The sequence below is a fragment of the Paraburkholderia lycopersici genome, from assembly GCF_900096975.1.
Taxonomy (GTDB): domain Bacteria; phylum Pseudomonadota; class Gammaproteobacteria; order Burkholderiales; family Burkholderiaceae; genus Paraburkholderia; species Paraburkholderia lycopersici.
Map to the genome: position 1 here is coordinate 1 of NZ_FMYQ01000022.1, position 24,560 is coordinate 24,560.

A 24,560-nucleotide genomic window follows, 5' to 3' on the forward strand; every position below is an offset into this window, starting at 1 on the left:
CGGTCCTCGAACCCGGCATGACGTTTCACTTCATGCCGGGCCTGTGGCTCGACGACTGGGGCCTCGAAATCACCGAAAGCATTCTGATAACCGAAGCCGGCGTCGAGACCCTCTGCAACACGCCGCGCAAACTGTTCGTGAAGGCATAAGCCGACGCGAGCTTCGCAGATATGGCCGGCCGTCTCGATCTCGACGGCGTCGCGGCGCGATCATGGGCCTGGTTCCCCGATCCGCCGCGGCGGGCGAGACGTCCATGCCCGATGCGCGCGCCAAAAACCCGAGCAAAAAAAGCGGCCTCCGAAGAGGCCAAAATTCAGGCAAAACGATATGCGACTGGACGGCGTATGGCGCCCTGTATCCTGTGTCGACCTTACTTTCCGTCGACAGAGTAGCGACCCGGGCCGGTCACTGCGAGAAGCAGCAGGCCACCGGCGATACTGACGTTCTTGTAGAAGTTAATCATCGCCATGTACTGGTCCATGCCCGTCAGCGCCCAGTAGCGGTGGCCGATGAGTGCCGTGGCGACGGTGTAGACGGCGAAGATGATCGCAACGGGACGGGTGAAAAAGCCGATGGCAATCAGGAATCCGAATCCAAGCTCGACGACCACGGCGATGATTGCGGACAGTGTGGGGAGCGGCGCGCCAACGGAAGCCATGTAACCGACGGTGCCGGCGAAGCCAGCCAGCTTCTGCCAGCCGAACAGGACGAAGAGCACCATCATCAGAACGCGGGCAGCGAGGATGAAGCCATCGCGCTGATTGTCGAGAGAAAGATAACGCATGATTGATTCCTTTAACCAGGTGGGATGCGATTCATCGCCGGACCCGCGTTGCACGCGAAGGCTTTGCAGCGTTATCGGGATCATCGGTGGGCCCTTGACGAGAACGGAACGCGTCATTGCCGGGCCTGCATCAATGGGACGAAGTTTTACGCAACCGACGCGTCGGATCAATCTGGTGACGGCGTATTCAGAGTCACGGAAAAGTTGACAATCGCGCTGCCCGGACCTTACCTTGCCGGCTCGCTGCGGAACGCGCTGTGAGTTGGGACACCCCGGAAGGGCTAATCGTGCCGGACGCGCTGGACGCGAGGCCGGACGACCGTGCCGGCGAGGCGCTCCTGCAGGAACGAGAGGAACGTGCGCATGGCGAGCGAGCCCTGGCGATGCTGGGGATACACGGCACTCAGCCGTAGCGGCGGCGGGGCGAAGGACTCGAGGACAGGGATGAGCTTCCCGTCTTCGATCGCCGGGCCGACGATGAAGTAAGGCAGCAAGGCGATGCCGGAATCGGCCACGGCGGCGTCGCGCACCAGCTCGCCATTGTTGGCCACGAGCATTCCCTTGACGTCGCACATCTGGCGGTTTCCGTCGATCACGAACTCCCAGCCCGTCGTGCCTTCCTTGCCGTAGAGAAGGCACGTATGGCGCGCAAGGTCCCCCGGAGATGCAGGGACGCCGTATCGCTTCGCGTAGGCTGGGCTGCAGCAGGCGGTCATCGGCAGGTCGCCGAGCGAGGCGGCGATGAGCGTGGAATCGGCAAGCGGGCCGATTCTCAATGCCAGGTCGAAGCCTTCGCCGATGAGGTCGGAGCGGCGGTCGCTCAGCTCGACGTTGAGCTGCACGCGGGGATGCAGCTTCATGAACTCGATAATCAGCGGCGACAGGTGGCGCGTGCCGAACGACAGCGGGGCGCTGATGCGCAACGCGCCGTGCAGCACGCCATGCCGCTCGGAGATGGCTTCTTCGGCGTTGGAGACCGCTTCCAGAATGCGCTGCGCGTGGTCGTAGAACTCACGCCCCAGGTCCGTGACGGTGAGCTTGCGCGTGTTGCGGACCAGTAGCCGCACGCCAAGTGTCTCTTCCAGCGACGCCATGCGCCGGCTGACGTATTGCTTCGACTGCTGCAACTGGTCAGCCGCTGCGGTAAAGCTGCCTGCGTTGACCGTCGCGACGAAAATCCGCACATCTTCGAGTTGCATGATTGTCAACCAATTCGTGACTCAGAGTAGTCGCTATCATACTTGAAGCAACTTTGCATTGACGTAGACTCACTCACATCTTTAGCGATCCGACGAGTTGTCGTTACGACGCACCCGACATTCTCGGCGGCACATTCCGTGGATTCACGGCGGTTTACGCAAACGATGAGAGTCAAACACTACGATTCACTGCGAGCCCTGGCTGCGGTCTACAAGCACCGGAGCTTCACGCGCGCCGCAAAGGCGGTGGGCGTTTCGACCGCGTCTCTCAGCCGCTGGATTGCGCAGCTCGAGGAAACGCTCGGAATACGCCTGATTAACCGGAACACGCATAGCTTGTCGTTCACCACCACGGGCGAGCTATACGCTTCCAATGTCGCGCGCATTCTCGAATCGCTCGAAGAAACGGAGAAGCGCCTTGGGGACATGCCTGCCAAACCTCAAGGCACGCTGCGAATTGCTTCGCCCACGAACTTCGCCACGAGTGTCCTGGTCAAGAACATTTCGAGTTTTCGCGCCTTGTACAAGGACGTGAACGTCGAACTGTTCCTCGAAGATGGGGAGTACGACCTGATCGAGAACGGCTATGACGTCGGCGTCATACCGTTGTCCGTGAACCGGTATTCGACGTTGATCACGCGCCCGCTCATACACGATGAGGTGGTGTTGTGCGCCGCGCCGTCGTACCTCGGAAAGCGCCGCAAACCCGCCCATCCGGCCGAGCTCAAAGCGCATGACATGCTGGCGACGCCGTGTGGCGACTTCGACCTTTCGTCTGCGGTGTTCGAGCGCGACGGAGAGCAGTTCGAGTTTCGGGCGGCGCCGTCGTTCGTTGCGGCCAACGTTGACGTGCTGCGAGACGCGGCACTGAACGGCATGGGCATCGGCGCTTTTCCAATGACGCTGGTTCGGCAGCATTTGTCTGAAGGTACGCTGGTTCGCCTTCTGAGCGGATACGAACTGCCGTCTTCCAGATACCAGATTGCATATGCGAGTCGCGCGTTTCTGCCGGCAAAGGTTCGTACGTTCATCGACCATCTCGTAAGCAGGATCGAAACATAGGCCACTGCCTAGCGTCACGGCTTGCGTTCATATCGTTCGGACTGTTATGCGATGAGGATGGTCCGCTTTCAGCGATCAATAAATTAAGGAAGGTGTGCAAAAGCCCTGGCATTGATAGAGCTATGGGTCGGGTGTTCGTTAACCCCGGAGAAAAAAGCGTCTTTCATGGCCGGCCCAATTTATTGGGGGGCGGCGCGCACATCCCATCATGGTCTTGTTGTCAAAAGGGGGGACTCGAAAAAGGCCGAAAACAATTGCTCAAACGGCTTCGTTTGCCAGTGCTCGCTTGGGGAACTGGACTGAGGCCATACATCTTTTGCCCGACCATACCGACTGTTTTCCAGAGAATCTCGATCCCCTCGTCTTCTCGCCGGGAATCCGTGCAGATTCGCAAATCTGCTTGAGCGCAATCAACCCGTACCTACACGCCGGAACCACTTACTCCTCCGCCTTGGCCGCTGACAGGCTCCCGTCCCGGTACCGTTTGAGTCACTTGAATAACGTTCGGATTCACGTCGTGCTGACGTGCAATGATCGAAACGGACTCCTGCATCGAGCTCTCGTTTGCCAGATTCCGCTCCGCTGTTCAGCGCCGCCGACGCTCCGGCACCGTCAACACCAACCTCACCTCCCGCATGGTGTTAGTCGAAAAAGCAGCCTTATGCTGCATTGCTCCCTCTCTGTGGAGCGATTTTCGGGGTTCATGGCACGACTGCAACCGTGCGATGTTGCGACGGAGGTCTGCTCATCCATCCATCACTGGGTGCAGACTTTCTGCAAGGGGCCGCAGGGTAGAGCTAATCGCACCGTAGTTTGTTGTTTCATACCGCAAGGGCAATGCGGGTTGCAAGGATGATACGGTGGATGCTTAAGCAATTTGTGAAGCCGCCGCGCGGTCCACTGTGCGCTTCGGCGAAATCAAGACGATGGGGCAACAGGGCATTGCCGCATTTTGTCGCATGCGCCAGGTTTGGCTAGAAGAGTGCACCGGTCTCATCGATCGCCTGCGCGGCCCGCAAGTGGAATTTAGGATCGCAATACCCCGACGAATCGAGGCGTCAGGACGGTCCGCCGCACGGACCGATTGTCTGGATCGTTCCAGGACATGCAAGTTGAAATGTTCCGCATGCTTAACGCAATGCCATTGTCCGGATGAAGCACTGCTGAGTGGTTGGCACTCTAGCCCGAGCCCGATGCGCTTGCAGGCTGATTGCAGGTGAGCAACGCATCGCGTTGCTATCGTGCTGCAGCGTGGAGTTGTCAAAATGACACTGCTCCGAAGATACTTGCAGGTGTTTCGAGGGACGGATCCATTTGCGAACCAGAGGAATTTCCCCGAATGTTTTTTATTTTCTTTCCGCGCAAACGTTTGGCCATTAGTTGTTATGCAAGTGCTGAATTTGCGAAGTCGAGTACGAATTTCTTTGCATGCGATGACGCCACGCTGATCCGCCTCTTTTTTTGATTCACTTTTCGATAATGGCTGAGTGCAAACGTTTGGCCTTTAATAGTCGCGCGAAAAATCTGTATTCCATGAGATCGCTGTAAATTTCAGTGATGAATTACTGGTGTACGTCTCTTAAAGTTTTTCTCGATATGGCCGTTAAGTTTCCAGGCGGTTAAAGCGCGCCACAAGTCTGGCAGAATTTGATGAGCCGAATTGAGCGGGCTTTTCTCGTCTTTTCCACCCGGTGAAATCCAGTTCGCGCAGCTATGATGCCGGTTCGTGGAATCCACAGCGACCGGGAGATCCGGGCGATCGACCAACGTTTTTTTTTTGAGGCGCAATATGAAAATTCGTCAATTCGTCAAGAAATTCGTGCGCGACGAACGCGGTGTGACCGCGCTGGAGTACGCGATTCTGGCAGGAGTCATCGTTGCAGCGGTTGCTGTCGGTGTCGGCTATCTGTCGACCGCACTCAAGAGTGGCTTCGGCTCGCTGAGCAACCAGATCAGCAGCGCGACTTCCTGATCCGGTTGAAATTCCCCCGAGTTTCGCGCATATGGCGTGAGCTCAATGAGAGGTGGCGATGTCTTTGCTTTCACTCGTAGTCCGGCTGGCGGCGATGGGGACGCTGGGTTGGCTTGCCGTGACGGATGTACGCGACCGCCGTTTGCCCAACAAGGGCGTACTGGCGGTCGCCATACTGTTTTTTACCGATGCGGCATTGGCGCACATGTCCTTGTCGGAGACGGGCGGGCATGTGCTGGTTGCAGCGGTAGCAGCCGTGCTGTGCGTTGGCCTCTATCTGATGAACATGCTGGGCGGAGGCGACGTCAAGCTGATTGCGGCGCTCGCCTTGTGGGTCGGCACCAACCTGCTGGTCGCTACGTCGACGCTGATGCTGGTTGCCGTGACCGGGTTGTTCATTGCCCTGCTTGGCCTCGCGACACGTCGACTTGATCCTGCTGCGTGCTTCGGACCCATGCGTGGTCTCGCATTCTTTTCCTGTCGGCGCGGAGTGCCATATGGAGTCGCGCTTGCGGCGGGCGGCAGCGCGGCAATTCTGTTACCGCTCTGGTTGCCCGGGGCGATAGCGCATTTCGTGATGCATTAGAGAACGACTTCGGGCCTTTGCTTTATATGTCCAAGATAATAAAACTGGCAGTCCTCCTGGTGGGGGCACTGCTTGTTGCGTTGATGGTGCGTTTCGTCGTCAAGGCAATGACCACTCCGCACAGTCAGCAGCCGCCCGCTACGAAACGTGTGCGCGTGGCGGCCGCCGATCTTCCCGCCGGCCTGCTGCTGCGAGACGCCGATCTCGCCTGGAAGGAGATGCCGGCGGCCAGCGTGCGGGCCGGTGCGCAGCTGGAGGGCGATACGGCCAATGCAATCGAGCTGAAAGGTGCGTTGCTGCGTCAAGCCGTGTCGGCCGGTCAGCCCGTCTTGTCCGACGAAGTCATCTTGCCGGGCGACCCGGGCTTCCTGGCCGCCACGCTCAAGCCGGGCATGCGGGCGGTATCGGTTGCGATTGACGAGGTCTCGGGCAATGCGGGCCTGATCGAGCCGGGCGACTATGTCGACCTGTTGCTGACCCAGCAGATGAGCGGCCGTACCGACGAGCCGGCGCTCGCTGTGTCGAGCGAAACCATCGTCCAGCATGTGCGCGTGCTGGCCGTCGGTTCAGTCATTCAGCGTCCGAAGACGGATGGCAATACACCCGATGCGGGCAACCGGGCGCGTACCGTCACCCTGGAAGTTACGCCGGAGAGGGCCGAGGTCGTGTCCGTGGCGGCCCGGCTCGGTAGTTTGTCGCTGGCCCTGCGCAGCTTCGCCGTGGCCAGCCGCAATCCCGGCACCGATTCCGCCGACGCAGCTTCCGCTCCGCCCGCGCCCGTCTGGGCCGGCGATATCTCTCGCGCCGTGCGCGCGCTACCGCGACCGGCGGGCAACAAGTCGCAGGCTGTCGCCACAGGCCAGGCCGTGATGATTTATCGCGGTTCGCAAAAAAATCTGGCTGAGGACTCGACTGTGCCGCTACGCGCCGGTGGTCAAGTGCCTCCGCTTCCGACGCAGCCCTTGCCGCAATAAGAACATGAAACCAATTTATCTATCCAGGGTGGGGTCAAGCAGGTGGCCTGCGGTGGCGTGCACGGCGGTATTGGCAGTCGGGCTGGCAATGGCTGTCGGCGCGCAAGCGCAAACAAGCCGGCCTGCATCGGTGTACGGGGGGCGGAAGGCCGAACCCGTCTCCGCGAGTACGCGTGCTGCTGCCGGCGGTAGCGTAAGCGTGACGGCTGGCCAGGAAGTGCTCGTGCGCCTCGATCAGGATGCCAGTTCGGTTTTCGTGGCCGATCCGGAGGTAGCCGACGTGCACATGCCGACCCCGCGCACGCTGGTGCTGCTCGGCAAGAAGCCCGGTACGACGACGCTGTTCGCACTGACGGCGAACGGCGCGCAGTTGCTCAAGCGCAGCGTTCTGGTCGGCGCCGATCTGGACACGTTGCGCCGCATGATGTCGGCGCGTTTCCCTGACGCCAATCTGCGGATCGACGCCGGGGCGGGTTCGCTGCAGGTCTCGGGCGAAGTGTCGGGTTCGGATGTCGCCGATGCCGTGGTGCAGATGATCACGCCGTACCTGGCGGAAAAGCAGGTGCTCGTGAATCGCATGACGATCGCGCGTCCGTTGCAGGTGCAGCTACGCGTGCGCATGACCGAGGTCGACCGTACCGTCACACAGCAACTGGGCGTGAACTGGCAATCGCTCGGCTCCGCCGGCAACTGGTATACGGGGCTGTTCAACGGCCGCGGTATTTACACTACGAGCAGCACCAGTAGCAGCGGCACGGCGGTCAGTCTGGCGTCGAACGGCGCGTTCTCGTTGCTGACCGGTTTCGTGACGAAACACTGGGACATCCAGATGTTGCTGGACGCGCTGAATCAGGAAGGATTGCTGACGATGCTGGCCGAGCCGAATCTCGTCGCATTGTCGGGGCAGACGGCCAGTTTCCTCGCGGGCGGCGAGTACCCGATTCCGGTTTCGCAGACCAACGGCGCAATCGACGTCGAATTCAAGCAGTTCGGCGTGAAGCTGGACTTCACGCCGACCGTGCTCAACGACCGCCGGATCAGCCTCAAGGTCCGGCCCGAAGTGAGCCAGATCGATTCGTCAGTCAGCATCAGCACCGGCGGCATCACGATTCCGGGCCTCAGCGTTCGAAGCGCGAATACCACGGTCGAACTCGCCAGCGGTCAGAGCTTTGCCATTGCGGGGCTGCTGCAAAACAACATGAGCAACACCATTACGCAGATACCCGGCCTCGGTTCGATACCGGTACTGGGCAAGCTGTTTTCGTCGAGCAACTACCAGAACAACAAGACCGAGCTGGTCATCATCGTGACGCCGTATCTGGTCGAGCCGACCAGTCCGGACAAGCTGCATGACGCGCTGGATTCGGTCATGCGGCCGGTGGGCGACATCGAATACAGCTTCGAGCACGCGTACGGCTCGAAGGGCGCCAGGGCGGCCGACGGGAACGCGGACGGCCAGCCGCGTCTGGTGGGCCGGGCCGGATACGTTTATTGACTGGAGCGACCATGACAATGCGATTGAGGATCCTGTTTGCTCCGTTCGTTTTGCTTGCCACGCTGCTGGGCGGGTGTATTCATCCCCCGTTCGACATGCCTGACGCCTCGATAATCCGCGACAACGACGGCGTGGCCGTGTCGCCGGATTGCAGGCAGCTTGCCGTGCGGTCCGGGCTCACCGACGCCGGTTTGAAGCAGCCCGCGGTGGCATGGGGCTGTGCGACCTACTCGAATCTGGCCGCACAGGTCGCGAATCCGCGCGACCTGGAGCAGCCTGCACCCGTCGGGCCGGCCGATGCTGCGGTAGCAGCCAATGCGATGCGCCGTTACGAGCAGGACAAGGTCACGCCGCTCGACAAGCAATCTTCGCGCGACGCAAAGTAACGAACCGTCTGAACCCACATCGCCCCCCGGATTTCACATGAGCATGATTGGATCCTTCATCAAGCCCGGCAAGTCCGACGGGATCGCCGCCGACTTCGTTGCGTTCGTCGCGGACCGGGAGTCCGAGCAGGTACTGAAAAACTTCGTTCTGGACGAGGCCGTTCCGCATACGCATATCGAGGAAGGCGGCATTGAGGATGCCATCGCGCGGCTGTCCAGCATGGACCGTTCGCCGAAGCTGTTGCTCGTCGATCTGCAGAGCTCCGAAATGCCGCTTTCGGATCTGGCGCGGCTTGCCAGCGTCTGCGAACCGTCGGTGCAAGTGATCGCGCTCGGCGAGCGCAACGATGTCGGCCTCTACCGTAGTCTGCTTGGCATCGGCGTGCGCGAATATCTGGTCAAGCCGCTGACCGTCGGACTGCTCAAGCGCACGATGAACCTGCGCGAAGGCCGCGCGATGCCGGTGTCGCAAGAGCGGGCGGGCAAGGTGCTCAGTTTCGTCGGCGCGCGCGGTGGGGTGGGCACGACCACGATCGCGATCAACCTGGCCTGCAACCTGGCGCACTCGCGGCGTCGCGTCGTGTATCTGGACCTGAACTTGCACGGTGGCGCCGGCCCCAGCATGGTTGGCCTGACGAGCAACAACGGTCTGCTCGATGTGCTGCAGAACGTGCATCGGCTCGACCCGGCCTATCTCGAGCGCGCGATGCAGTCCGTGGAGAACTCGCGGCTATTGTTGTTGTCCGCGCAACTGGAATGGGGCGACGATCGTCGCTTCGGCGAGGCTGCGCTGGGGACCGTGCTCGATTTGCTGGTGTCGAGCTTCCATTACGTGATCCTGGATATCGGCGAGCGCGCCGACCCGCTGGCCGAGGAAGCGTTCGGCCGCGCCGCGCGCAGTTACGTGGTGGCGGACCGCTCGGTTCATGCCGTCCGTGAGACTGTCCGGCTCATCCGGTATATCGAAACCTGCAGTACGGGCCGGCCCGTTACTTCGGTTCTACTCAACAATCCGAACATGGTGACGGCGGGCAAGGTAGATCCCGGTGACCTGGAGGCGGCTATTGGTCGGCCCGTGCTGGCCGAGGTGCCGTTCGAACGTAGCGCCCTTGCGATTGCCGAAAACGTCGGCGTGCCCCTGGCGGCCGGCAAGTCACAAGCGTTCGAGCAGATGATCGTGCGCCTGGCCGACGATCTGACCGGCAACAACCAGAACACGGTTGTGCAAACCAGTCTGTGGCAACGGCTCAAGTCGAGGATGTGATGCAATTCGGTCAAAAACGTGTCACTGGACCGGCCTCCGCGCCCAGCGAGGCTCATGCCGAAACGCTTGAACCCAAGGTGCGAATCGACGGGAACCCGTTGGGGCCGTTGCTCGCAGTCGAGGCTCGGAACGACGCGAATGCCGCTCCGGATACGTCGCTCGTGCGCTCGGGAACGTACAAGACGGTGCGCAATGCCGTGCTGTCGACCATGAATGCCTCTTCAGTGCTCAATTACAGCCGCGAACAGTTCAAACCCGAACTCGGGCCGCTGGTTGCCGCAGTCATCGAGCGCGAGCGCCTGAACATTCCGCTCTCCGAACAAGGGCAAATCGTCGAGGAACTGCTCAACGACATGTTCGGGCTGGGGCCGATCGAGCCGCTGTTCGCCGACGAGGCTGTGACCGACATACTCGTCAACGGCCCAGATCAGGTCTACGTCGAGCGGCGCGGCAAGCTGGAACTCACGCCGTACCGGTTTCGCGACAATGCGCACGTGACTACCGTGGCGCAGCGCATCGCGGCGGGTGTTGGCCGGCGCGTCGACGAAAGCAGCCCGATGGTGGATGCCCGCCTGCCCGACGGCAGCCGCGTCAACGTGGTACTGCCGCCGCTGGCATTGCGTGGACCCGCCATCTCCATCCGTAAATTTTCCAAGCGCAACCTCACCGTCCAGCACATGGTGAATCAGGGAAACATGTCGCTCGCCATGGCGCACGTGTTGAAGATCGCGGTCACCTGCCGCCTGAACGTGCTGATCTCGGGCGGCACGGGTTCCGGCAAGACCACGCTGCTCAATGCGCTCTCGCATTTCATCAATAACGGCGAGCGCGTAGTGACGATCGAAGACGCGGCGGAACTTCAATTGCAGCAGCCTCACGTGGTCAGCCTCGAGACGCGGCCGGAAAACACCGAGGGGAGGGGTGGCGTCAATCAGCGCGATCTGGTGAAGAACGCTCTGCGGATGCGCCCCGACCGCATCATCCTCGGTGAAACGCGCGGCGAGGAAGCTTTCGACGTGCTGCAGGCGATGAACACGGGCCACGACGGGTCGATGACCACGATCCACGCCAATACGCCGCGCGATAGCCTGACCCGGCTCGAAAGCATGGTGACGATGGCCAACGGCAATCTCCCGCTGGCGTCGATCCGGCGGCAGATCGCAAGCGCGCTGCACCTCATCGTCCAGGTCGAGCGGATGCGCGACGGCGTACGCCGGCTGACACGGGTAACCGAGGTGGCGGGCATGGAGGGCGAGGTGATCATCACTCAGGATCTGTTCACCTTCCGTTACGACGTCACGGCCTACGACGGAGAGGTGAAGGGCGGCTTCGAAAACGCACACCTGCGGCCGGCATTCACCGAACGGGCCTCGTACTATGGGCTCGAGGAAGCGTTGCTGGGGGCCGTTGCGTGAACGCCGTCGTCAACCTCGCCACCATCGCCGGTTTCCTTTGCGCGGTGATCGTCGGCATCATGCTGATGATCTGGCAGGACCTCCGCAATCATCGTCCGCAAGCATTGATCCGGGCACGCGTCGCGGCACTGTTTCCGGAAGCGGCGTCCGACGCGACGGCTTCGAGCGAAGTCCGGGCGATCATCAAAGGGCATGTGCTGGGGCGGTCTGACGAAGCGCATGTCGTGATCCGGTGGTTCCGTGCGCGCCGCGACCGCTTGCGCACCGTCGCGCCGCGCGGAATGCCGGTCGTGATAGCCGGCGGCGTTGTCGCATTGGGTGTGGCACTGGCGTTCCCGCGGTTCACGCCGGTGCCGACCATTCTCCAGGTCGGGCTGGCGCTCGCGTTGCCGGTGTTCACCATGCAACGCATCTACCAGATGTTCGTCGACCGGTTTCGCGAACGCTTTCTGGCTGCGTTGCCCGATGCGATCGACATGATCGTGCGTGCGGTGCGCGCCGGCGTTCCCGTGGTTCAGGTATTGCCCGTGGTTGCCAGGGACGCTCCACAGCCGCTGGCCGGCGAGTTCGAGCGCATCGGCGATTCGCTCCAGGTGGGGATGGACCTGGAGGAAGTGCTGACCGTTGCGGTGCAACGCGTGCATGTAGCCGATTTTTCCTTTTTCTGCGTGTGCCTGCTGCTGCAGCGCGAAACGGGCGGACAACTGGGCGAGACGCTAGAGAACCTGGCAGGGATCGTGCGGGCTCGCCGCGAAATTCGTCAGAAGACCAAAGCATTGACGGCGGAGACACGGATTACGGTCAAGATTCTCGCAGCCATTCCGGTTCTCATCATGTTGACGCTGTACGTGGCCAATCGCGACTACGTCATGGTGCTGTTCACTACGCCGACTGGCCGTTCCATATTGACGTTCGCCGTGACGGCGATCATTTCGGGCGTTGCCGTCATCAACAGGATCGCCAACCTGGATACCTCGCGATGAACGCGATGCCTGTCGATTTGCTGGTCAATCTGTTCATGCTGCTGGCGCTGCTCGGCGCGCTCGTCCTTTGGTGGGCGCTCAACCGGGGTGGGTACCGGGGCCGGATTGCCGAGCGCGTACGCCAGGTGGGCGTGAATGCTGCCAGGGGCGCCGATTCGTCGAGCGAAGACACGCCCGGAAAAGGCTTTGCCATCGCCAGCCGTTTCATGGCGCCGTTGATCCGGTTTGGCGAGCGCATGCCGCTCTTCACGTCCGAACAGCGGCTGAAGCTGGCACAGGATCTGGTCAAAGCGGGCTTTCGCGGTTCCAGCGCAGTGCCGACGCTGATCGCCGCGAAATTTGTTTCCGGCCTGGTATGGGCCGCTCTGGTCGTACTGTATGTAGCGGACCTGTTCGCGCTCGGCCACGTTTTACCGATCCGCATGCTGATGATGTTTGCCGCATTCATGTTCGGAATGATCGTGCCCGAATACGCGCTGGACATTTACTCCCGCCGCCGCCGAAAGCAGATCCTTGCATACTTTCCCGATGCGCTCGATTTGTTCGTCATCTGCACCAATGCCGGTAACAGCCTCGGTGTAGGGCTGCGTCGCGTCGCTCAGGAGATGGCGCTCATCTGCCCGGCACTGGCATCGGAGTTTGCATTGACCGCCGACGAGCTGCATCTTTCCGGCGACGGCGCGCGCGCGCTTCAAGCCATGGCCGACCGTGTCGACGTGGCGCCGGTACGCGCCCTGATCTCGACGCTGATCCAGTCGATGCGCTACGGCACACCTATCTCGCAGGCACTGCGCACGCTTTCGCGCATCGAGCGTACCGCCCACATCGTGCGCATCGAGGAAACCGCAGCCAAGCTCGCACCGAAGATGGTCGTGCCGATGATGCTGTTCATCTTGCCGGCCGTCATCGCGATTTCCGCCGGACCAGCCATCATGCAACTCGCTACATCGCTCAAGCACCTGACATGAAACTCACTCGCTCATTCCGTGCCCGTTTGATTTCCGCCGCCGCGGCGCGCAGGCTGGGTACGGCCGTGTCGCTCCTCGTACTGGCGGCTTGCTCGACCACGGTCAAGCAAAGCATCGGGCCGGTCGAGCCGGTGTCCAGCCCGACCACCCTGAGCCTCAAAGGCGAACTGCACGTGGCAGAGGCCGCGCTGGCTTCGGGCAATCTCGATCTGGCCACCACCATCTACATGCAGATCGTCCGGTCCCACCCGGATTCGGTGCCCGGCCTGACGGGCCTCGGCGATACGCTCTATGCGGAGGGCGACCATACGCGAGCGAACGTGTATTACGACAAGGCGCTGTCGCTCGAACCGCAAGCGCTGCCGGCCATGACGGGCAAGGCCCGGGTGGCCATCCGGCAACGGCGCCTGGACGACGCCATTGCCGGGTACCGGCGCGTGCTCGCGCTATCCCCGAATGATCCGATGGCGGCGGCGGGGCTCGGCACGGCACTGGACATGCAGGGGCACCACGACGAAGCCCAGTCGGTCCTGCGCTCCGCACTGCAGACCAATCCGGGCGATCCGCGGCTGGAGACCGATCTGGGGCTTTCTCTGGTCTTGGGGGGCAAGCCGCGCGAGGGTGTGAACGTGCTGCTCGACGTCACGCGTTTTCCGGCTGCTCCGGCCGAGGCGCGCCAGAATCTGGCGCTGGCCTACGGCATGCTCGGCAACGACGATGCCGCCGAGGAAATTCTGAACGCCGATCTGCCAAAAAAATCGACGCAGGACAATCTGCGCTATTACGCAATGCAGCGCATGCGTCTGGCCAAAGCACAAGCCAATCCGCCGGGAACGGGCAAGCCCGCTTTCTCTACGGAGCAAAAGGCGCAATGAAAGATCTGGTCCGCTCGCGGCCCTGCCTCTCTGCCTGGCGGCGTCTGCGGACTTTGCCGCGGGACGAACGGGGCACCAGCGCGATCGAATTCGCGCTGGCCTCGCTGCCGGTGTTTTTTCTGATCGTCGCGACGATCGAGTTCGCGCTCGATATGACCGTCGACGTTACCGTGCAGATCGCGGCCCAGGCGGCTTCACGAGCCGGACTGACGGTGACTGCGCCCGCGACCGGCACGCGTGAGGCGCAAGCGCAGCAGATCGTGATGCGATACCTGGGCATGTGGCAGAACGTTGGCGCAACGGTGAGCGTGACGGAATACGACTATTCGAACTTTAGCAACTTCGGTTCGTCCACCTACTCACCCACCACCGGAGCGGGCAACTGCGGAGACGTGGAGATGTACAACATCCAGGTCAGCATGCCGGCCTTCACGGGGCTGGCCTCGTGGTTCGGAATGCCCAACCTGAATTTCCAGCGCAACTTCATCGTGCAAAACGAACAATGTTCAAGCTAACGGGGGCCCGGAAAGCCGGATGCGGGCGGCGCCGCTCACGCGGGGCGGCGGCGCTCGAAGTCGTCATCATCGTGCCTGTGATGGTGCTCATGCTGTTCGGTTTCACCGAGGTGTATCTGTACCTGCGCGCAGTGAGCATGGTCGAGCACGCGGCATTCGCGCTCGCCAATTCGCTCGGGCAGATGCCGAATGTGACGGATGCATCGGGCACGGCCAGCGCAAACAATCTGGGTTCGCTATGGGCGGACGCGAACTGGCTTGCCAGTCCCGATACATTGGCGGCTAACGGCAACGTGATCGTGACTTCCATTTGCGACAAGTCGCCTTCGGAAAACAATTGCGGATGGAACGTGGTCGGCACGCCGTCCTTGTCGAGCGGCACACCGGCCATCTGCTGGCAGGCCGAGGCCAGCTCGATCGCGGACATGGCCTCGAAGATAACGCCCAGCAACGTTCTGCCGTCCACCTGGCCGTTCTATCAGGGCGACGCGGCGCTCGTAATCGAGGTGTTCTACCGCTATACCCCGTTTCCTCTGCTTTCCACGTTCTGGCCCGGCGCGCCGGGTTCGACTGTTCTATACCGCCGGGTCTATACGCGGCAGCGCGCGATGAACTGGACCTCCATGCCATTGATGAACACCAACGGTACTGCCGTCACGGCGGGAAGCGGTTTGTCGGCCGGCTGTTCGGGTTCGACGGTCATCGTGGGCTCCTGACATGGGTCACCCGCCGATGAAGCCAGTGCTCGCGTGAGGCAGCCCAGATGATCACGAATCTCGCCACCCTTGTCCGTTCCGCTCGCCTTGGTGCGATGGCCGTGCTCGCGCCATGTCGTAAATACCTCGCCGGCCGTGATCGCGGAGCGGTCTCGCTGGTGTTCGCGATCAGCGCGAGCGTGATGCTCGGCGCGTTGTCGATGTCGATCGACCTCGGCCGGTACGCCATTTCGCAGGCCCGCATGCAGTCCGCGCTCGATGCGGCGAACCTCGCCGCATCGGTGGACATGGGGCACTACGGGAGCACGGCCTGTCCGACGAACCTGACCGCGTGGCAGAGCGACGCGCTCAAGTATTACAGCACGAACATGCCGGGCGGCTATCTCGACCTGCTGCTTTCGAGCAGCAATTTCACGGCGACCTGCACGAACAATTCAAGTGGCAGCGGGGGCCAGGTGGTGCAGCTTTCCGCGACCGGTGAGTTGCCGTTGATGATGCCGTCGTTTCTGGCATCGAACAGCACGGGCAGCAGCGGTGGGTCGACCGGTGGCAACGACATGCAGGTCGGTGCCACGGACCAGGTGACGCGAATTCCGCAAAGCACACTGGAACTGGCGCTGGTGCTGGACAACACCGGTTCAATGGCCCAGACGCCCAGCGGCAGCTCCACGAACACGCTCTCGAAGGAAAAGATCTATGGTCTGCAGACGGCAGCCACCACGCTGGTGACGCAACTGTTCGGCCAGTCGGGGGCGTCGAGGTACTACATCGGGATCGTGCCATTTGCCAGCACGGTCAATGTCGGGATGGCACCGCCATGGCTGGATGGCAATGGAGCGACGATTTCCGCGGCGCTGAGCCCGGGGGCGTGGCTCAACCAGACGTTCAGCTACAACCCGACCGGCGTGTCGATGAGCGGTTCGCCGAAGGTCAGCCTCTCGAACGGGTCGTGGGCGTGGAGTGGTAGCGGATGGGGCGGCTGCACAGCGGAGCCGCGCGACGGCGCCGGCAATCTTGCCGCGCTGGCCTATTCGCCGTCCGCGACCACGGCGTCAACGACGTCGCCCTATATCCAGTTCACGCCTTACTACTACAACGTGCCGCCCGGGGGGCTCACGGTCTATACGTCGCAGTATTGGCTATTTGGATTATTCGGCAGTTGCACGAGTTCCACTATCCCGGGCGTTCCCGCGACAGTCGGATCCGGGAGTGAGGGCACGTGCAGCACGAACAGCTCGGTACTGCCGATCAGCGCATGGAACCAGACGTCGTCAAATAACGCTTATACGTTGAATCAGAACAATATGTGCATTGGCACGCCAGTGACGTTCCTGACCAACGACTCGAAGCAACTGAAAAATGCGATCAATGCGATGCAGCCGGCGGGCAGTACGATCATCCCGACGGGGTTATTGTGGGGGTGGCGCATGCTGTCTTCGAACTGGGCCGGCACGTGGAACCAGCGTCCGACCATCACGACCCCGCTGCCGTTGCCGGAAAGCACGTTGGGGCTGCAGCGCGTGATCATCCTCATGACGGATGGGGAGAACGACGTCAGTTCGAGCAACATTCCGGGCCAGGAGGTCACGTATTTCAACGGGCTTTCCGGCGTCGGCACCAACAGCCTGCAGGCACCATCCGTGGCGAGTCCGGATGACCCCGGCGGTACGCTGGCCGGTGGAAAGATCAATCTGAACGACATCAACTCCTATCAGGCAGCGGTCTGCACGGCGATCAAGAGTGCGGGCATCACGATCTATACGATCGCGTTCGGTTCGGGGGCCGCCGCCAATACGGGGTTGCAGTCGTGCGCGTCGCCTGGCGATTACTACTCCGCGTCCAGCAACTCGGCGCTGAATACGGTTTTCCAGCAGATCGCCACGAACATCGGCGTGCTGAGGCTCACGCAATGACGACGCCCGACAACGCATCGATCGAGCTACCGGTGGTGCCGGAGAGCCATGCAGGCAAATGCGATAGCCGGCGGCGGCATTGGCTGACACGGCAACGTTTGTGCGTCTACTCAGGTGCATTGTTGCTCATATACATCCTTGTTCCCGTGGCGCAAATCGTTCATGCAAACTGGCTGCACCAGTTTTCGTTCGCCAGCAAGGCACGGGACTACATTGCGTTCTGGAGTGCTTCGCATCTTGTACTGCAAGGGCATGCCGCACAGGCGTACAGCCTGAAATTGCTGGGTGCCGTGGAAAAATCCGCCGTGCCTGATCTCAAGGGCATCTTGCCCTGGGTTTATCCGCCGACATTCCTGTTGTTTCTCTACCCCGTAGCGCTGCTTCCTTACGAGCTCTCGGCCTGGCTTTTTTTTGGCCTGACGCTCGTGGTTTTCGTCGTGGCCATCAACGCGATCGTGCCCGGCAGGATTTCGACCTTGCTCGCACTGGCCTTCCCGGGTGTGATCATCACGGCACTGTCGGGGCAGAACGGCCTGCTGACTGCTTCGTTTATGGGTTTCGGGCTGGCACTTTTGCCGCGGCGTCCCGTATGGGCCGGCGTTGCGCTAGGACTGCTGTGCATCAAGCCGCATCTCGCCGTATTGATACCGCTCGCATTGATCTGCTCGCGCTCATGGAAAACGCTAGTGGTAACGGGAGCGACCGCGGTTGCGCTGAGCGCGATATCGGTCGGATTGTTCGGCGTGGAAACACTCGCTGCTTTCGTGTACAGCCTGCGGGAGATACAGCATATGGTCATTGCCGACAACAAGCTGCTGCCTCGCATTCCCACTTTTTTTGCGCTGGCAAGGCAATTGTCCATGCCGGTCGCTGCGGCTTATGTGTTGCAGGCGGCATCGGCATGCGCGGCTGTCGCTTCAATCGTCTACGTCTGGTCCCGGCCAGCCGCCCACGAATTGCGCGCGGCGACGCTGGTCTGCGCGACGCTCGCTTTCAGTCCGTATCTTTACGATTACGACCTGACGTGGTATGGCATCGTCATTGCCTGGTATGGCCGATTTGGGCTGGCCCACGGCTTCCGGCGCTACGAGCGTGAGGGGCTCATCCTGCTCGGATTCGGTCCGCTAATGGGGCTACTGGTCGTACCACACACTCATTTCCAGTTCCTGCCCATCATGACTCTGGCCGCCCTCGCAGCGCTCGTTACGCGGGTACGCAAGGAGAGCCACGTCGCAGAAGGACGCCGCATTGCTGCGTTCGCTGCGGGGAGCTTCCGATAACCATGATGGCCAGCGCCGACATATTGAAACGGTCCAATCGACCACAGGTTCCGTTCGTTTCTATCGTCACCCCGTTTCATAACGAGCGTGATGCGGTCAATCTGTTCTTCACGGAAATACGAGCGGTCATTTCCTCCCTTCAGGGGTTCCGTTTCGAGATCGTTTGCGTCAACGACGGCAGCGATGACGGCACGCTCGACCAGTTGCTCGCGGCTGCCGCCGACGATACACGCATTCGCGTACTTGATCTGACTCGTAATTTCGGAAAGGAAGCGGCGTTAACCGCCGGTCTCGACGACGCGCGAGGTGATGCCGTCATCGTCATTGATGCCGATCTGCAGGATCCGCCGGCGCTCATTCCCGAAATGATCCAATGCTGGCGGGATGGGGCGCCGGTCGTACTGGCGCATCGCGCCGACCGCAGTACCGATTCGTTCGCGAAACGCGTGACGGCCGGGTTCTTCTATCGCATGCACAATGCCGTGTCGAATGTGAAGATCCCGCCCAACGTCGGCGACTTCAGGTTGATGGACCGGCAAGTCGTCGAAGCGCTGCGGCGGCTGCCGGAGCGGCGTCGATTCATGAAAGGGCTCTTCGCGTGGGTAGGCTTTCCGGCCATAACGCTCCACTACGAAAGAGCTCAGCGCAGCGCGGGCCGTTCGAGCTTTTCGGGCTGGCGCTTGTGGAACTACGCGATAGAAGGCATTACGGGTTTCAGTACGGTTCCGCTGCGTGGCTGGACGTACGTCGGAGCATTGATTGCCCTGCTCACTTTTTGTTACGGCGCGTTCATGGTCGTGCGCACGTTGCTGTTCGGCAATCCCGTGCCCGGTTACGCATCGCTATTTTCGGCAGTCCTGTTCATAGGAGGAATCCAGCTTATCGGTATCGGCGTGATTGGCGAATACATCGGCCGGATTTATGACGAGTCGAAACAACGGCCAATTTACCTGGTTCGGAAACGCTATTGCGCAGCCGAAACGGTGAGCGATCCGCGTTTCGCCGAGAGCATACGCGGATTCCGACGGCAAAAACGCGTCAGCCACACGGTTCGGCGAGAGGTTCGGAGCGTTCGTCAGCCGGCGCGGAAAGACGTTGCATCTGGGAATGCGATGCCAGATGCCGCCGTACGATCGCAGTCAACATCAAGAGCATCGCGACGGGCGCCAGATGAAATGGCGAATGAAATATAGCGCCAGTCAATTCACACGCTGGCATCGACCAGGCTGCGCCGACTGCGAGCCGGTCCAGGCGCGTTAGCCTGGCCGCTGCCGCGTCGCGTATCAGAAGCGCCGCCGGAAAGCCGAGCCACGCGAGGTCGTAGCTCATCAAATAAGGTTGTACCAGCAGGCTGGCGACGAGCAAGGCCGCAGCCCTCAATTCGTACCGTGCATTCACAAGCCAAAGATAGGCTATCGCAAGTGCGGCTGGAATGGCGGCTAGTGCCTGGACTGTGTAGGCCACAACGACCGGCGCACCAAGGAGTCGCGCGGTGGCGAATAAGGTCGGCATCCCGAACCAATGATCCCGGCCATTCAGCAATGCGGCTTGTTTGAATTCGGAAAGACAGGAGAAAAATGACGACCATGCCTCGGTCCCCAGGATTGCGATACTCGACAGCACGAATATCGAGCAAAAAACGCTGGCGGCGAGCAACATTTTCCAGCGGCGTCCGCAGATGAGCGCGAGCGGGAAGAGCACAGCCAGTTGCGGCTTGATTGCGAGTGCAGCGAGAAACGCCGCTGCGCAAACGGGAGTCGCCTCCATCAGCATAAGCGCCGCGGCCGCGGCGGCGGCGGTGAAAAGCGTATTCTGTCCCGCATAGATCGCCAATGGCATCCCGCCAAGAGCGGCGATCAAGATGGACTGACGCTGTGTTTTTTGCAGGCGGCGGCCCATGGATAGCGCAACAGCGAGATAAGCACCTATGCCGAGCGACAGGAACAGGAAGAGGCCGCCTGGATAGCTCAAATAGCCCAGTGGACGGATGACGAGCAGGAAAGTTGGCGGATAAGGGAGGGGATCATAGTGCGACGTGGCGCGCACCATGGCTTCCAGCGGTTGCATCCAGCGAGGCGAGAATACCGCTGCCGCGCCGTGCGCCAGTTCGACACGGGCTGCGGCCCAAAAAATCCCGAAGTCAAGGCCAACGGTCAGTGCGTGAAAGCCGAAGATATACCGCGCGGCGAGGCTGAGCGCGAGAGGGATGAACTGCGCGCTGAGCAGGAAACTCGACACGAAAATCAGCAGTAAATGGGAAGCGGCGGCGCTTTTCGTGGGAGTCTGTTGGGCAGTCATGGTTATTGCGGAATGTTCTGGCGCTGTGCACAGGTCAGCGTCGGCAATGATTACCGTATCAGCCTTCCATTCGACAAGTCCACCGTCTCTGGTCTACATATACGAACACACTAAAACGCAGCAGACGACAAAGAGCGTGGATGTCCAGATGTGCTGGCGACCGCTTGTCAGCGGCACAAGCCCCGAAAAATCGAAGCCTGGACAGACCGTTGGCCTGCTGGCGAAGCTCGCAAATGTTTGCGGCGGAAACGAGACCGTAATGGCAGGTTGGGAGTTGCCGAATCTGCAATGCTCCAGTTGAAAGCTGGCCAGGCGGCGGAAAGATGCGTGGCGGTAGCGATGCTGTCGATTATGACGAAGCGGATGTTCCTGGACATAGGGAAAACGCGACCGTTTACGAATTAGCCATTATCTCATCGTTACGAGTTTTAGAGGATAAGATCATCCGCATACGGTGGTCCCCATTGGAGGATTCCGCCTCGCCGGCCAATCATTTCGAACACTGCCCAGCGCGAGCTTCACAAGCCGGGCAGGGGCCATCCGCGCCGCTACATCCTGGTGCCGGTGAAATTCAATGGTGCTAACCGATGCTCGTCAAAACCTGCGTTGATCGACGATTTTTTCCCACGCGCGGAAAGGTATCCCTGAACGGGAAAATTTGTCGAATCCGTTTCGAGATCATGGTGTGCCACTTCCACTTCGGTGTCGGCCGGCGGAGTCGATTCTCAGGTAATGCGCCGCAGATGCTGGGCGCCGCGCAGGTTAGCCGCGGATGGTTTTGTCGAGCGGACGCAGATCGAACAGCAGGACTTCCGCGTTCTCGCCTTCGGCGAATTCGAGAGCCGATTCTGCGCGAATGCGCGCCCCGTCACCTTCGACGAGACGCGTGCCGTTCAGCTTCACCGAACCCGACGCGACGTGCACGTAGGCATAGCGGTCGTTTGCCAGCGGGTATGTCGCGCGCTCCTCTCCATCGAGCAGTCCGGCGAAGATGCGCGCGTCCTGCTTGATGACGAGCGAATCCGCGAAGCCGTCCGGCGAGGCGATGAGCCGAAGGCGCCCGCGCTTCTCCGCAGCCGGAATGCTCCGTTGCTGGTACAGCGGCTTGCCGCCTTGTTCGTCGGGCACTATCCAGATCTGGAGGAAATGCACGCGCTCGCGATTCGAATGATTGAATTCGCTATGCGTGACACCGGAGCCGGCGCTCATGAGTTGCACGTCGCCGGGCACGATGACCGAACCCGTGCCCATCGAGTCGCGATGCTCCAGCGCGCCCTCGAGAACGTACGAGAGAATCTCCATGTCGCGGTGCGGATGGGTGCCGAAGCCCTGGGATGGCGCAACCCGGTCGTCGTTGATGACGAGCAGATCGGAGTAGCCGGGCTGCTTCGGGTCATAGTAGCTTGCGAAGGAAAAGCTGTGACGGGAACTGAGCCATCCGTGCTCGGCACGGCCGCGTTCATTGGCTGCTCGTACTTGAATCATCATGTACTCCTTGAGCGATGCTGTTACGAAGTCGGCTGAAAGTAACGTGGATGCTTCACGGGAACAAGCCGCTCTGCGGGTACTCTCAGTCGCGATTTTGTTGACGCAACGAATCAAGCCTTTCGTGCGCGTCGCCTCGAACAATCACGCCCGCGCGACGCCTGCGAAATGGCTATTCGTCAACTAAAACGCGACACAAAGTAACGCTGGACGCGATTGACTCCCTATCGTGTTCGCGTAAGCTTTGCGCGTATCGCTCGCTGTCGCCGGCTTGCACGCGAAACGGCGCAGGCGGTGCACGATGACGCGGGCACCGCTGTATGAGTCCGTCTCAGAAAGTCCTCAGTGCAATACCGAAGTCAAGGTTCGACTCTCCCGAGTCGTGAGCATCACCCACACGATGTTGATGGTGAAACGGGTGCGCCGCGCATGGCGTTGCGCACGTCATTGCGGCGCGCCGGACTGCGGTGCAAATCGACCTTTCAGGTCGCCATGTAAACCTGGAGATTCCAAATGGCAAAAATTCTGGTGCTGTATTACTCGTCGTACGGCCACATCGAAACGATGGCGAACGCCATTGCCGAAGGTGCGAAATCGGTCGCCGGTGCGACCGTGACGCTCAAGCGTGTGCCCGAGACGATTCCCGCCGAGCAGGCGAAGGCGGCCGGCATCAAGCTGGACCAGGCAGCGCCCGTTGCTACGGTCGACGAACTCGCTGATTACGACGCCATCCTCTTTGGCACGCCGACCCGCTTCGGCAACATGGCGGCGCAAATGCGCAACTTCCTCGACCAGACTGGCGGCCTGTGGATGAAGGGCGCGCTGGTCGGCAAGATCGGCAGCGTGTTCGTGTCCACCGGCACGCAGCACGGCGGCCAGGAAACGACCATTGCGTCGTTCCATACGACGCTCCTGCACCACGGCATGGTCGTGGTCGGTGTGCCGTACGCATGCGCCGGCCTCACGAAGATGGACGAAATCACCGGCGGCACGCCGTACGGCGCGACGACGCTGGCCGGCGCGGACGGCAGCCGTCAGCCGAGCGCGAACGAACTGGAGATCGCGCGCTACCAGGGCAAGCACGTCGCCGAGCTGGCATCGAAGCTCGCCTCCTGACAGGCCGCGCAGGGCGCTAGAACGAGGACGCACCGGCGAGGCCGGACCTCGCCGGGCAAGCGCTATGGAGGGGCAAGCAGCGCTTGCCCCTTTTTCATGCCGAACGCCGGGTTCCGGTTCCCGCACCTGTAGGCATCAGACACCGGAAGCCGGGCACCGACTTCGGAGAAATCGGCTTTATCGCGGTTCCCGAACGGGTAGAGGCGTCCACTCCGTTTCGTCCGGGACTTTCGGGAAGGTTTGCCCGGTCCATGCCTTCTTTGCGGCCTCGATCTTTTCCTGCGAACTCGACACGAAATTCCATTCGATGTATCGCAAGCCAGGCAGGTGCGCACCGCCGAGCAGCATCGCGCGCGCGCCGCGCGCGCTCTCCAGCTTGACCTCGGCGCCGGGCGTCAGCACGGCCATCGTCGAAACCTGCAACGCTTCTCCATCGATTGTCAGATCGCCGTCGACAAGGTAGACCGCGCGCTCCTCGTGTTCGTCGTCGACGCCGAGCGCGCCGCCCGCATCGAATTCGGCCGCGGCGAACAGGGTCGGCGAGAATGTTTCGACCGGCGACGTCATCCCGAAGGCGGTTCCGACCAGCACACGCACGCGCACGCCATCTCGCTCAAAAGCGGGCAGCGTCGCCGCCGGATGATGCGAAAACGACGGCTCGGCGTCTTCGTGCTCGACCGGGAGCGCAACCCACGTCTGGATGCCGTTGACGACATGACCGCTGGCGCGCGCAGCATCGGGCGTGCGTTCCGAATGCGCGATTCCCGTGCCTGCGGTCATCCAGTTGATGTCGCCCGGCAGGATGTCCCGCAGGGAACCGAGGCTGTCACGATGCGTGATCGCGCCTTCGAAGAGGTACGTCACCGTTGCGAGCCCGATGTGAGGATGGGGTTTGACATCGAGGCCTTTACCGGGGGCGAAGGTAGCGGGGCCCATGTGGTCGAAGAAGATGAATGGCCCGACAAGGCGTGCAGCGCGTTGCGGAAGGATGCGGCGAACGATGAGATTGCCGATGTCGCTCCCGCGCGGCGACAGGATGACCTTGATGGTGTCGGACATGATGCGCTGATGCTCCTTGCACGGGTTATGTTGGGCGCGCTGTCCGCCGTCCCGGCATCATGCCCTTACAGGCGGTGAACCGGCGACGCGTCACCGGCCGCTTCACCTGGCATTGTCGCCATGTTTGGCAACGAGCGCAAAGCTCGCAAATGGCTTCCGGCGAGTGGACCGCCGCTGCGCATCTCTCGTGTCTACGAGGGATTCCCCCGGGGACG

The 24,560-nt window shown here is 61.4% G+C and carries 21 protein-coding genes and 2 pseudogenes; 18 read left to right on the plus strand and 5 right to left on the minus strand.

The genetic code is table 11. From position 1 onward, the window contains the following. Nucleotides 1–149: pseudogene (locus BLU17_RS32555) on the plus strand (ectoine hydrolase DoeA); the annotation flags it as partial. A 221-nt stretch (nucleotides 150–370) separates the two neighbouring features. On the opposite strand, the gene BLU17_RS21630 reads toward BLU17_RS32555, so the two are convergent. Next, on the minus strand, nucleotides 371–784 hold the full coding sequence (locus BLU17_RS21630) for a DoxX family protein (RefSeq protein WP_092001036.1): 414 nt from the start codon (nucleotides 782–784) through the stop codon (nucleotides 371–373). Between the two features lie 281 nt (nucleotides 785–1,065). Next, on the minus strand, nucleotides 1,066–1,983 hold the full coding sequence (locus BLU17_RS21635) for a LysR family transcriptional regulator (protein ID WP_092001039.1): 918 nt from the start codon (nucleotides 1,981–1,983) through the stop codon (nucleotides 1,066–1,068). Nucleotides 1,984–2,025: 42 nt separating this feature from the next. Here BLU17_RS21635 and BLU17_RS21640 point away from each other — a divergent pair, with 42 nt between their 5' ends. From BLU17_RS21640 to BLU17_RS21715, 16 genes are all read left to right on the plus strand, one after another. Further along, a complete protein-coding gene (locus BLU17_RS21640) occupies nucleotides 2,026–3,045 on the plus strand; it encodes a LysR family transcriptional regulator (RefSeq protein ID WP_143189309.1) in 1,020 nt (339 codons plus the stop codon). Between the two features lie 1,789 nt (nucleotides 3,046–4,834). Next, a complete protein-coding gene (locus BLU17_RS21645) occupies nucleotides 4,835–5,017 on the plus strand; it encodes a Flp family type IVb pilin (RefSeq protein ID WP_245746962.1) in 183 nt (60 codons plus the stop codon). Nucleotides 5,018–5,075: 58 nt separating this feature from the next. Beyond that, nucleotides 5,076–5,603, plus strand: coding sequence for an A24 family peptidase (locus BLU17_RS21650; protein ID WP_092001045.1), 528 nt, complete (start codon nucleotides 5,076–5,078; stop codon nucleotides 5,601–5,603). 26 nt (nucleotides 5,604–5,629) lie between these two features. After that, the gene (gene cpaB / locus BLU17_RS21655; protein WP_092001048.1) at nucleotides 5,630–6,577 is read left to right on the plus strand and encodes a Flp pilus assembly protein CpaB; all 948 of its coding nucleotides are present in this window, start codon (nucleotides 5,630–5,632) and stop codon (nucleotides 6,575–6,577) included. A 199-nt stretch (nucleotides 6,578–6,776) separates the two neighbouring features. Continuing rightward, nucleotides 6,777–8,072, plus strand: a complete 1,296-nt coding sequence (locus BLU17_RS21660) for a type II and III secretion system protein family protein (protein ID WP_245746963.1) — start codon at nucleotides 6,777–6,779, stop codon at nucleotides 8,070–8,072. A 17-nt stretch (nucleotides 8,073–8,089) separates the two neighbouring features. Then, a complete protein-coding gene (locus BLU17_RS21665; protein WP_092001054.1) occupies nucleotides 8,090–8,458 on the plus strand; it encodes a CpaD family pilus assembly lipoprotein in 369 nt (122 codons plus the stop codon). A gap of 37 nt (nucleotides 8,459–8,495) precedes the next feature. Continuing rightward, a complete protein-coding gene (locus BLU17_RS21670; RefSeq protein WP_092001057.1) occupies nucleotides 8,496–9,722 on the plus strand; it encodes a CpaE/TadZ family protein in 1,227 nt (408 codons plus the stop codon). Then, a complete protein-coding gene (locus BLU17_RS21675; protein ID WP_092001059.1) occupies nucleotides 9,722–11,137 on the plus strand; it encodes a TadA family conjugal transfer-associated ATPase in 1,416 nt (471 codons plus the stop codon). The genes BLU17_RS21670 and BLU17_RS21675 overlap by 1 nt, the downstream gene beginning before the upstream one ends. Continuing rightward, on the plus strand, nucleotides 11,134–12,120 hold the full coding sequence (locus tag BLU17_RS21680; protein ID WP_245746964.1) for a type II secretion system F family protein: 987 nt from the start codon (nucleotides 11,134–11,136) through the stop codon (nucleotides 12,118–12,120). The genes BLU17_RS21675 and BLU17_RS21680 overlap by 4 nt, the downstream gene beginning before the upstream one ends. Further along, the gene (locus BLU17_RS21685; protein ID WP_092001062.1) at nucleotides 12,117–13,088 is read left to right on the plus strand and encodes a type II secretion system F family protein; all 972 of its coding nucleotides are present in this window, start codon (nucleotides 12,117–12,119) and stop codon (nucleotides 13,086–13,088) included. Before BLU17_RS21680 ends, BLU17_RS21685 begins: the two co-directional genes overlap by 4 nt. Beyond that, the gene (locus BLU17_RS21690; RefSeq protein ID WP_092001064.1) at nucleotides 13,085–13,963 is read left to right on the plus strand and encodes a tetratricopeptide repeat protein; all 879 of its coding nucleotides are present in this window, start codon (nucleotides 13,085–13,087) and stop codon (nucleotides 13,961–13,963) included. The genes BLU17_RS21685 and BLU17_RS21690 overlap by 4 nt, the downstream gene beginning before the upstream one ends. Then, nucleotides 13,960–14,478 (plus strand): TadE/TadG family type IV pilus assembly protein, encoded by a 519-nt coding sequence (locus tag BLU17_RS21695; protein WP_092001066.1) that lies wholly within the window; start codon nucleotides 13,960–13,962, stop codon nucleotides 14,476–14,478. The genes BLU17_RS21690 and BLU17_RS21695 overlap by 4 nt, the downstream gene beginning before the upstream one ends. Then, entirely contained in the window at nucleotides 14,466–15,194 is a 729-nt protein-coding gene (locus BLU17_RS21700; protein WP_143189310.1) for a TadE/TadG family type IV pilus assembly protein, read from the plus strand. Before BLU17_RS21695 ends, BLU17_RS21700 begins: the two co-directional genes overlap by 13 nt. 47 nt (nucleotides 15,195–15,241) lie before the next feature. Beyond that, nucleotides 15,242–17,107 carry a TadE/TadG family type IV pilus assembly protein gene (locus BLU17_RS21705; protein WP_092001071.1) on the plus strand — a complete coding sequence of 622 codons (1,866 nt, stop codon included), beginning with the start codon at nucleotides 15,242–15,244 and terminating at the stop codon, nucleotides 17,105–17,107. After that, entirely contained in the window at nucleotides 17,104–18,387 is a 1,284-nt protein-coding gene (locus BLU17_RS21710; protein WP_092001074.1) for a glycosyltransferase family 87 protein, read from the plus strand. The genes BLU17_RS21705 and BLU17_RS21710 overlap by 4 nt, the downstream gene beginning before the upstream one ends. A 5-nt stretch (nucleotides 18,388–18,392) precedes the next feature. Continuing rightward, the gene (locus BLU17_RS21715; protein ID WP_092001341.1) at nucleotides 18,393–19,580 is read left to right on the plus strand and encodes a glycosyltransferase family 2 protein; all 1,188 of its coding nucleotides are present in this window, start codon (nucleotides 18,393–18,395) and stop codon (nucleotides 19,578–19,580) included. 154 nt (nucleotides 19,581–19,734) lie between these two features. Here the strand turns inward: BLU17_RS21715 and BLU17_RS33885 are convergent. Both BLU17_RS33885 and BLU17_RS21725 read right to left on the minus strand, forming a co-directional pair. Then, nucleotides 19,735–20,685, minus strand: a pseudogene (locus BLU17_RS33885) (glycosyltransferase family 87 protein); the annotation flags it as partial. A gap of 762 nt (nucleotides 20,686–21,447) precedes the next feature. Continuing rightward, complete coding sequence (locus BLU17_RS21725; RefSeq protein WP_092001079.1) at nucleotides 21,448–22,170, minus strand: pirin family protein; 723 nt, start codon at nucleotides 22,168–22,170, stop codon at nucleotides 21,448–21,450. Nucleotides 22,171–22,683: 513 nt separating this feature from the next. Here BLU17_RS21725 and wrbA point away from each other — a divergent pair. Further along, nucleotides 22,684–23,286: an NAD(P)H:quinone oxidoreductase gene (gene wrbA, locus BLU17_RS21730; protein WP_092001082.1), complete on the plus strand. Its 603-nt coding sequence runs from the start codon at nucleotides 22,684–22,686 to the stop codon at nucleotides 23,284–23,286. A gap of 177 nt (nucleotides 23,287–23,463) precedes the next feature. Here the strand turns inward: wrbA and BLU17_RS21735 are convergent, their stop codons facing one another. Further along, nucleotides 23,464–24,345, minus strand: a complete 882-nt coding sequence (locus BLU17_RS21735) for a pirin family protein (protein ID WP_092001085.1) — start codon at nucleotides 24,343–24,345, stop codon at nucleotides 23,464–23,466. Between the last annotated feature and the right edge of the window lie 215 nt (nucleotides 24,346–24,560).